We start from the raw sequence: 1,030 nt of genomic DNA on the forward strand, positions 1-1,030 counted from the left end.
TCTATTTTCCGGTAGGAAAACACACAGCTTACTTTACAAAAGAAGGCGGTTTTATTTTAGTTGTGGCTGTACTTGGTCAATCACAACTCCCACAAAACCACTTGTAGCGAAGACATCACTCGCGATAAAAACTAGGGTGATGATCTTGATTGGTAAACTAACGCCTGCGATAAGGGGCGACAACGCAATGCCACCCAACTTAAAATTTTTGCCCTAAACATCGAAGCTGATTTTTATGAAAGTAGCCAAGCGTTAGGAGTCCCTGTTGAACGATTTGTTAGATGCCCGAGCGCTTAACTTGATTTAGTAGTGATAACGACATGAAATTATTGTTATCGCTTGATCATCGACTGCGTAAACAAGTCTATTAGTGACGTCAATGCGGCGAGACCAAAAGCCAGATAAGTTTTCTTTTAACGGCTCTGGTTTACCAATACCCTCAAAAGGAGAACGCTTAACATCGTTGATGAGTTTATTAATGCGCTTGAGTGTTTTCTTATCTTGGGTTTGCCAATACAGATAGTCACCCCAAGCCTCATCAGTCCACGATAGTAAACGTTGACTACTACTCATCAATTAACTCTCGTGCGGTTGTTTGACCAGCGCGGTACTGTGCTATTGATCGGTTTAGGTGTTCAGCATTTTGAGGAGAGCGTAGTAAGTGTACAGTCTCCATAAGACTGTTGTAGTAGTCTAAAGACATAACCACAGCATCTTCAGAGTCACGACGTGTAATGACTGTTGTGTCTGCATCATTAACTACACCGTCTAAAACAGCTTTAAGACCATTTCTTGCTTCAGTAAAAGATACGATTCTCATAAGAACCTCCACATGTACATTTAATGGAACAAGTATAGTCTTAACTCGCATACTTGTACAGTAAATTGAACATGCGATGCTGATAAGGCAACTAACGCCGCGTTAAGTTGATGAGATGGTCTCCCCCTACCACTTCACATGTCTATCAGCCATGCTTGGAGTGTTCAGGCCCCAAAGCAAAAGGAGAAGACCATGACTCAGCATGAAATC

The 1,030-nt window shown here is 41.8% G+C and carries 2 protein-coding genes and 1 pseudogene; 1 reads left to right on the forward strand and 2 read right to left on the reverse strand.

The annotated features are described in order from the left end of the window. Positions 1–107 (forward strand): annotated as a pseudogene (locus QTO00_RS20150) (type II toxin-antitoxin system RelE/ParE family toxin); the annotation flags it as partial. 196 nt (positions 108–303) lie between these two features. Here QTO00_RS20150 and QTO00_RS20155 read toward each other — a convergent pair. Then, positions 304–573, reverse strand: a complete 270-nt coding sequence (locus QTO00_RS20155; protein WP_331426332.1) for a Txe/YoeB family addiction module toxin — start codon at positions 571–573, stop codon at positions 304–306. Then, the gene (locus QTO00_RS20160; RefSeq protein WP_088729558.1) at positions 566–820 is read right to left on the reverse strand and encodes a type II toxin-antitoxin system Phd/YefM family antitoxin; all 255 of its coding nucleotides are present in this window, start codon (positions 818–820) and stop codon (positions 566–568) included. Before QTO00_RS20160 ends, QTO00_RS20155 begins: the two co-directional genes overlap by 8 nt. Positions 821–1,030 lie beyond the last annotated feature (210 nt).

The organism is Vibrio sp. M260118 (assembly GCF_036533755.1).
Taxonomy (GTDB): domain Bacteria; phylum Pseudomonadota; class Gammaproteobacteria; order Enterobacterales; family Vibrionaceae; genus Vibrio.